Below are 8,575 nucleotides of genomic sequence, written 5' to 3'. Positions count from 1 at the left end.
AGCAGTTGAATCGCTGAAAGGAGGGAAAAGTCATGCAGGAAGAGGTAACTCAGAAAACGGTCACGTTCTGTATTCGGACTACTAAGATTACGGCAGACCTGTTGAAAAAGGTTCTTGTTGCGTATCTGCGTCATCAGAAGCAGAAATCAGTAGAGAAGAAAGCACAGAAAAATCAGCCAAAACAGGGAAAGGTCACGGTAAAAGAGCTGGCAAAACAGAATGCCGGGATGGTCAATATCGAGATCACGGACAAAAATATCAAGTCCTTTGAACGGTATGCCAGAAAATACGGGATCAATTATGCTCTGAAAAAAGACAAGAGCAAAGAGCCTCCGGTTTATCTGGTATTTTTCAAGGGACGTGATCAGGATGCCCTCAATGCTGCTTTCCGTGAGTTTTCCCAGAAACAGATTCAAAAAGCGAATAAGCCTTCCATTCATAAGCGTCTTGCAGCTTACCGGGCAATGATGCCAAAGAAATCGAAGGACAAAGTAAAGAACCGGCATCAGGAGCAGAGCCGATGATGAAACAACACGGCAATAAGCTGATGCAGAAGTGGAAGAATAAGGCTGGGGTCAGGCTGTCCGCCCTGGATAAAAAGAAACTGGTTCTTACGAATCTTCCCTATGTTCTGACCGCTTTTTATGCGGACCGGGCCTCCTGCTTATACAGGAGAAGTCCCGGAGAAGATATAGGGAACAAACTGTTATATGCGATGGAACATGCAGATCGGATCTTTACAGGAATTCTGCTAAGTTTTGACCTGAGAGACCTATTGGTTGGAGTTACTGTCGCAGTTATTTTGAAACTATTGGTTTGGCAGAAACAGTCAGATGCAAAGAAACTCCGGAAAGGAATCGAGTATGGTTCAGCCAGATGGGGAACTGCAGAGGATATCAAGCCTTATATGTCAGATGATCCATGGATGAACATTCCACTGACAGCAACAGAAGCACTGACGATGGAGAGCAGACCGAAGCAACCGAAATATGCAAGAAATAAAAATATTGTAGTTATCGGCGGCAGTGGTTCCGGTAAGACACGTTTTTTCGTAAAACCATCGGTCATGCAGATGAACTGTTCCATGGTCATTACAGATCCCAAAGGCACTCTGATCGAGGAGTGCGGGAAGATGTTAGCAAAGGGACCGCCGAAGAGGGATAAAGATGGAAATGTCATCAAAGATAAATCCGGGAAAGTGGTATATGAGCCTTATGTGATTAAGGTTTTGAATACGATCAATTTTTCTAAATCCCTTCATTACAATCCATTTGCTTATATACGGTCTGAAAAAGATATCCTGAAGCTGGTGACAACAATCATTGTAAATACCAAAGGCGAAGGGGAAAAAGCTTCCGAAGATTTTTGGGTGAAAGCAGAGAAATTGCTGTATACAGCACTGATTGCTTTTATCTGGTATGAAGGTGATGAAGAGGAAAAGAATCTGAATACTCTTCTGGATCTTTTGAATGAAAGCGAAACCCGTGAAGAGGATGAAACTTACCAGAATCCAGTGGATATGATGTTCCAGGAACTGGAAGAAAGAGATCCGCAGCACTTTGCGGTCAGACAGTATAAAAAATACAAAATGGCCGCCGGCAAAACGGCGAAGTCGATTTTGATTTCCTGTGGTGCCAGACTTGCCCCATTTGATATCGCAGAGCTTCGTGAGATCATGTCTTACGATGAAATGGAGCTGGATAAGATCGGAGACAGGAAAACAGCCTTGTTTCTGATTATGTCCGATACGGATACCACATTCAACTTTGTGATTGCGATGCTGCAGTCACAGCTTTTCAATCTGCTTTGCGATAAGGCAGATGATGAATATGGTGGAAGACTTCCGGTGCATGTGCGTGTCATCGCTGATGAGTTTGCCAACATCGGACAAATTCCTCAGTTTGACAAGCTGATCGCAACTATCCGAAGCAGGGAAATCTCTGCTTCTATTATTTTGCAGTCACAGAGTCAGTTAAAGGCAATGTATAAGGATAGTGCAGATACCATTCTGGGCAACTGTGATACGACTTTATTCCTTGGTGGGAAAGAGAAGACCACATTAAAGGAAATGAGTGAGCTTCTGGGTAAGGAAACCATTGACCTGTATAACACTTCGGAGACGAGGAGTAATCAGAAGTCTTTTGGATTGAATTACCAGAAAACAGGCAAACAGCTGATGACAGAAGATGAGATTGCAGTCATGGATGGAGGAAAATGTATCCTGCAGATCCGTGGTGCCAGACCATTTTTCTCGGACAAATATGATATCACGAAACACAAAAACTATCGGCTTCTTGCAGATGAAAACGAGAAGAACCGATACAAAGTTGAGAAAGAGTTAAATCCGCAGTACACACCGAAATCTGAAGAAGAGGTGGAAGTAATTCATGTAGAACTGTCGGAGTAACCTTGGGAATGAACGAAAAATAATGAGGAAAGGAATAACTGACATTAGGTGCGCCGGCTTTTTAGTCGGTGTTTTTTCATTCCCGTAAACACCTGAAAAAAGTCAGTTTTGGTGAATGTATATGGCGTTTTTTAGCAGTGCAATTACAACTTTAAAAACTCTTGTAGTCGCAATCGGTGCAGGTCTTGGCGTGTGGGGTGTCGTAAACCTTCTGGAAGGATATGGGAATGACAATCCCGGCGCAAATGCTCATGTACGGTAAGGAAGCAAGCAACCGAAAACAAGAGATAGACCGCCAGCACTACACTATTCCGAACCAAAGACCAAAAGATAAGCATTGTGGGAAAATCTAAACTTTTGGATTTTCCTACAATGCCGACTACGGCGGAATCCCTCCCACTCCTTATATCTTTCTTTCCGTATACATTGAATTTGTATTTAGTAAATGCTATAATGTCCCTATTCAAATTATAAATGTGTTGAATTAGTTACATGTACATATTTTTTGTGCCGGAGGAAGTGAAATGAAACAAAAAATTTATCTCATTACAGGCTTAATGGCTTCTGGAAAATCTACAGTTTCCGATTTACTGGCAAAATCAATAGAAAAATGCGTCCATCTTCGTGGTGATGTGTTCCGAAAAATGATTATTTCAGGCAGAGAAAATATGTCAGCTACCCCATCAGCGGAAGCAGTCCGCCAGCTGTACCTTCGATACAAATTGACTGCTGATGCGGCAAGGTCATACTTTGACAACGGCTTTTCTGTAGTGATCCAAGATAACTACTACGGTGATGAATTAAACCGAATGATAAATTATCTGCATAAATACCCTGTTGAGGTTGTCGTTCTTTGTCCAGATGTGGAAACAATAAAAGAAAGGGAACGATACAGGGAGAAAACAGGCTATTCCGGCTTTACGGTTGAAACCTTATACGATACATTTATGCAGACAACACCACGGATCGGCTTTTGGCTGGACAATTCCAATCAAACACCACAGCAGACAGCAGAAACCATTCTGAACACCAGGAAGCCGGTATGATTGTTACATATAAGGGGAAGAAAAATTTCTTTTAAGTACTTGCTTTCCTAAAACTGATGTGATATAATAGCTTCATTCCAGAAAAGGAGTAAAAAATATGCGGCAAGGTATTCTTAAATAAAACTATAATCAAATAGTGGGAACAAAGAATTATGATAGCTCCTTTTGTGGGGGCTTGGTTTTTTGTACCCAATTTAAGAATACTTTTGCCTTATCAATTTTGACATATTCAAAAAACAGCAATCACAAATAGGTGTATGCTGTATATGTGTATGTCCGCAAATTAGAATCCCCAGTGGTAAAAGTATTTTACTGCTGGGGATTTTTATGCCCTTTGGGGCTGTAAAGGGAGGACAATCACATGAAAATAATCAATATCGGCATTCTGGCTCACGTTGACGCAGGAAAGACAACATTAACGGAAAGTTTATTGTATACCAGTGGTGCAATTGCAGAACTAGGGAGCGTAGATGAAGGCACAACAAGGACAGATACAATGAATTTGGAGCGTCAAAGGGGAATTACCATTCAGACAGCGGTTACTTCTTTTTATTGGAATGATTATAAAATCAATATCGTGGACACTCCCGGTCATATGGATTTTTTAACCGAAGCATACCGCTCTTTATCTGTCCTTGACGGAGCTGTTTTAGTCATTTCAGCAAAAGACGGCGTACAGGCACAAACCCGTATATTATTCCATGCGCTTCAGAAAATGGACATTCCGACAATTATCTTTATAAATAAGATAGACCAAAATGGGATCGACCTGCAGTGTGTTTACCAAAGCATTAAAGATAAACTTACCAGTGATATGATTGTCATGCAGGAGGTTTCCCTGTCGCCAAAGATAACCATGACCGATATTTCTGATTTAGACAAATGGGATATGATTATTTCCGGAAGCGATGAACTATTAGAACGATATGTTGCAGAGGATTCTTTGGATATACAGGAATTACAATATGAAAAGTGCAAAAGAACCAGATGCTGCTCTTTGTTTCCTGTTTATCATGGGAGTGCAAAAGACAATTTAGGAACAGAAAAACTGATTGAAGCGATTATAGAAACTTTCATTACAGAAACGGACGATATTCAGTCTGAATTATGTGGATATGTTTTTAAGGTTGAGTATACAGAGCGGAAAAAACGGCTTTCTTATTTACGCCTGTATCATGGGACGCTCCATTTACGGGATACCCTGCTGCTGTCAAAAAAGGAAAAAATAAAGATTACAGAAATGTGTATTCCGTCAAATGGTGAAATCGTCCCGGCTGACCATGCCTGTCCGGGAGAAATTGTTATTTTAGCTGATGATACTTTGAAACTGAACGATATCCTGGGAAATGAAAAACTCCTGCCTCACAAAACACGGATTGATAATCCCATGCCATTACTTCGGACAACGGTAGAGCCGCAAAAGCCGGAGCAAAGGGAAGCCCTGTTAAATGCCCTCGCAGAGATTGCTGATACAGACCCTCTTTTGCATTTTGACATTGATACTGTTACCCATGAGATTATGTTATCTTTTTTGGGAAAAGTACAGTTAGAAGTTATTTGTTCGCTATTAGAAGAAAAATATCATGTGGGCGTGGCTATGAAAGAGCCTTCGGTTATTTATCTGGAAAGACCGCTTAGAAAAGCAGAATATACCATCCACATAGAAGTCCCGCCAAATCCTTTCTGGGCTTCTGTCGGGTTGTCCATAGAGCCGCTCCCTATTGGAAGCGGAGTGCAGTATGAAAGCAGAGTTTCACTTGGATATTTAAATCAATCGTTCCAAAATGCGGTTATGGAGGGGGTTCTTTATGGCTGCGAGCAGGGGCTGTATGGATGGAAAGTGACAGACTGTAAAATCTGTTTTGAATATGGATTGTATTATAGTCCTGTAAGTACCCCCGCAGACTTTCGGCTGCTTTCCCCTATCGTGTTGGAGCAGGCATTGAAAAAAGCAGGGACACAACTGTTGGAACCATACCTTTCCTTTACCCTTTTTGCACCGCAGGAATATCTTTCACGGGCTTATAATGATGCACCAAAGTATTGCGCAATCATTGAATCAACCAGACTTGAAAAAGATGAAGTTATTTTTAAGGGTGAAATCCCTGCCCGTTGTATCGGTGAATATAGGAATGATCTGAATTTTTATACAAATGGAAGAAGTGTCTGCATTACAGAATTAAAAGGGTATCAGGAAACTTCCGGCGAGCCTGTATTTCAGCCACGCCGCCCGAACAGCCGTATAGATAAGGTTCGGCATATGTTTCAGAAGATAATGTAACGTCTTGCGCAATGCAAGCGTTCATTGCTGGCTATTGCGAAATATCATTGATAAAATCAGCATCAGAGAGGAGGAACCATTTTGAACCAGAAACAGACGGATATTACAACAGGAAAGCAAATACGTCATCTGCGAACACAATCGGGAATGACACAGGAAGAACTGGCTGGGGAATTGAATGTTACCCGGCAGGCGCTATCGAATTGGGAGAGAGATGTTAATGAACCCGATTTAAATACGTTGAAAAAAATTTGTTTTCTTTTTGGAGTCCACATGGACGATTTTGCGAAGGAGGTAATAACAAAAATGGAAACATGTGAAAAAAAAGAGAAACGACAATTTAATAAGTATGATATGGCAATTGGACTTTTTTATGGTGTCGGGATATTTCTTGGCATTGGTATTTTCTTTGTTGGCGGTTTTATGACAATGTCGGGTGCAGGGTGGGGAGCATCACTATTTGGCGGTGGCTGTTTTTCTCTTGTATTTGGCTTGATATGCCATGCAGTTATTACATTGAGAAGAAATGACAAATGATGACATATCCTGCTTTCTAGACTTTTCGGTCATATCGCGTAAAAAAGCCGCTGCTTTTGGCTTTCCAATAGCGGCGGCAAAGGGAAATATCCTTTGAATACCTTACAGAAGAAAAGTTTTGCAGCATTATAAAAATAAAAGCCTATACCATTTTGGAAAGAAAAGATACATAATAGTCAAGACGGCAACAATCAGAAGTTATGGAGGGTAACAATGGAATATAGTAAGGAAGATTTAATGGAAGCAAAAAGGCAAATTTTGGGAGTGGGAGAGAACATGGGAACAGAGGAAAGTAAAAAAATCTGGGAGAAAAACGCACAATTTTGGGATAATGCAATGGGTGACAAATCTAATGAATTTCACAGAGAGGTAGTGCGTCCCAAAGTAACGGAACTTCTATCTCCTAATCCTGCGGATTACATTTTGGATATTGCGTGTGGCAATGGAAATTATTCTTCGTATCTTGCACAAAGAGGCGCTTCGATTGTCGCTTTTGATTACAGCAAAAAAATGATAGAATTGGCTAAAAGACGGCAATCACAATATGCAAAACAAATTGAATTTTGTGTAGCGGATGCGACCAATAGAGAAAGTATATTAGAATTAAAAAGAAATCGAGCCTTTACGAAAGCAGTTTCTAATATGGCAATTATGGATATTACGGATATTGAACCACTTCTTATGGCTGTTTATGAACTGTTGGAGGAAAGCGGAATTTTTGTCTTTGCAACGCAACACCCTTGTTTTATCACGTTGACTGAAAAATATATGACACCGCACAGTTACTATGGTATAGCGATTGAAGGGCAACCGGAGGAGCAGATTTATTATCATCGTTCCATACAAGATATTTTTAACCTTTGTTTTAGAGCTGGATTTGTCATTGATGGATTTTATGAAGAATGTTTCAAAAACAACAAAGAAATTCCTATGGTAATGATAGTAAGGCTTAAAAAGGTAAAACGTGATAGCTTAAAATAAATTCAAGTTTGCCGGATAAATAGCAAACCTGGCCGAGCCAGTCAACGGTCAAGATGAACGGGCTTCGCCCGCCGTTGACAGCCCCGCCCGGTTTTGCAGTTAGGCAGTCAAGGAGCGACAGCCTAAAGTGCTGCCGCCCCTTACTATCATAAAAAGCAACTACTAACCAGCCACAGCCCTTTTGGGAGGAAAGGGGGATTTTCCATGACCTGTACAGAAGAATATCGGGAACATATCGAGTACACTTTCCATGCCTTTTGCAAAGTCGTTATCCGAAATGCAACGATCAACGCAGCGAGGACACGGAGCAGGAAGCACAAAAGAGAAATATCCCTTGAATACCTCACAGACGAAAAGCACTACCCTTTAGGCACGACAGATGAATATTTCCAAGCCCCGGAGCCGGACGAGGAATACATACTTACCCTTTGCGGCGATACGGTCATTTTCAGCAGCGGCTTACTTGCGGAAGCCCTGTCACGGCTGGACGAACGGGAGCGGGAAATGATTTACCTGTCCTTTTTCAAGCGTATTCCACAGCACGAAATTGGCAGACAGTACGGGCGCAGCCGCAGCACAGCGGGCTACCATATCCGAAAAGTCCTACGGCAGCTCCAAGCGGAAATGGAGGGAATGGCATATGAGAAATAATAGGCTTCTCCCCTATGAAACAATCGTCCAAGCCACCAGCGGGGAGCCGGAAGCGGTGGGAACTGTATTGCAGTATTACCGCCGCCGCATACAATGTGCCGCCCGTGTGAATGGACGGGTAGACCAAGATACAGAGGACTACATCACCCAGACGCTTCTCACAGCTATTTTCAAGTTCCGCTTTGGGAGATAGCCCTACCGCCTACAACTGAATAACCGCCGCTTCGCCGGCAACCAGAAAGCAGTAAATCTATTCAACAGATTTGCTGCTTTTTTTCGTTCCTGTTTGGCATTTTTGAAAATCCCCAGTATGAAAAAACAAAAGGGAAAATTGCCGCCGCAGTTGGCAAAATCCCTTACTTATCCGTGGAGGGTATCAAAGAAAAAAATACTGCCATTGTCCGCCTTTTTCGGCTTGCGTGGTGTTGTAGGGAATAAGGGGAAATTCTAAAAATCTCCGTCCATTTTGCTTTGCGTGGTGTTGTAGGTAGTGAAAGGAAAATTTTCAAGATATGCCGGAATAGCGGGTAGCAAAGCCCTTTTGAAACGTCTTGTTAGCGGAAAGTACGGAAGCCGGGGAACGCCGGAGTTTTTCAGAGCAAGATTCTACCGCAGTACCAAAATTCGCTTATCGCTCATTTTGCCCCTGCGGGAATCTTGTTGGGGAGTGCC

Annotated in this window: 9 protein-coding genes; all 9 read left to right on the top strand. The window is 42.0% G+C overall.

Features of this window, described 5'->3' with window-relative positions; all coding sequences use genetic code 11:
• The first annotated feature begins 32 nt into the window (after positions 1–32).
• The 9 genes from LKD71_RS17215 (at position 33) to LKD71_RS17175 (ending at position 8,096) form a co-directional block, all read left to right on the top strand.
• The gene (locus LKD71_RS17215) at positions 33–524 is read left to right on the top strand and encodes a PcfB family protein (protein ID WP_027090292.1); all 492 of its coding nucleotides are present in this window, start codon (positions 33–35) and stop codon (positions 522–524) included.
• A gap of 23 nt (positions 525–547) precedes the next feature.
• Positions 548–2,407, top strand: a complete 1,860-nt coding sequence (locus tag LKD71_RS17210; RefSeq protein WP_330596706.1) for a VirD4-like conjugal transfer protein, CD1115 family — start codon at positions 548–550, stop codon at positions 2,405–2,407.
• A 121-nt stretch (positions 2,408–2,528) separates the two neighbouring features.
• On the top strand, positions 2,529–2,669 hold the full coding sequence (locus tag LKD71_RS17205; RefSeq protein ID WP_029732077.1) for a Maff2 family mobile element protein: 141 nt from the start codon (positions 2,529–2,531) through the stop codon (positions 2,667–2,669).
• Between the two features lie 262 nt (positions 2,670–2,931).
• On the top strand, positions 2,932–3,453 hold the full coding sequence (locus tag LKD71_RS17200; RefSeq protein WP_003505403.1) for an AAA family ATPase: 522 nt from the start codon (positions 2,932–2,934) through the stop codon (positions 3,451–3,453).
• 361 nt (positions 3,454–3,814) lie between these two features.
• A complete protein-coding gene (tet(32), locus tag LKD71_RS17195; protein WP_227616336.1) occupies positions 3,815–5,734 on the top strand; it encodes a tetracycline resistance ribosomal protection protein Tet(32) in 1,920 nt (639 codons plus the stop codon).
• An 81-nt stretch (positions 5,735–5,815) separates the two neighbouring features.
• Entirely contained in the window at positions 5,816–6,271 is a 456-nt protein-coding gene (locus tag LKD71_RS17190; protein WP_003505401.1) for an XRE family transcriptional regulator, read from the top strand.
• 213 nt (positions 6,272–6,484) lie between these two features.
• Positions 6,485–7,252, top strand: a complete 768-nt coding sequence (locus tag LKD71_RS17185) for a class I SAM-dependent methyltransferase (RefSeq protein ID WP_003505400.1) — start codon at positions 6,485–6,487, stop codon at positions 7,250–7,252.
• Between the two features lie 204 nt (positions 7,253–7,456).
• Positions 7,457–7,903 (top strand): RNA polymerase sigma factor, encoded by a 447-nt coding sequence (locus tag LKD71_RS17180; protein ID WP_003505338.1) that lies wholly within the window; start codon positions 7,457–7,459, stop codon positions 7,901–7,903.
• Positions 7,893–8,096, top strand: coding sequence for a helix-turn-helix domain-containing protein (locus tag LKD71_RS17175; protein ID WP_003505336.1), 204 nt, complete (start codon positions 7,893–7,895; stop codon positions 8,094–8,096). The genes LKD71_RS17180 and LKD71_RS17175 overlap by 11 nt, the downstream gene beginning before the upstream one ends.
• Positions 8,097–8,575 lie beyond the last annotated feature (479 nt).

Origin of the sequence: Fusicatenibacter faecihominis, assembly GCF_020686945.1 — a bacterium.
Taxonomy (GTDB): domain Bacteria; phylum Bacillota; class Clostridia; order Lachnospirales; family Lachnospiraceae; genus Limivivens; species Limivivens faecihominis.
The sequence above is the reverse complement of the archived record's forward strand: the minus strand, read 5'-3'. Positions and strand labels throughout refer to the sequence as shown.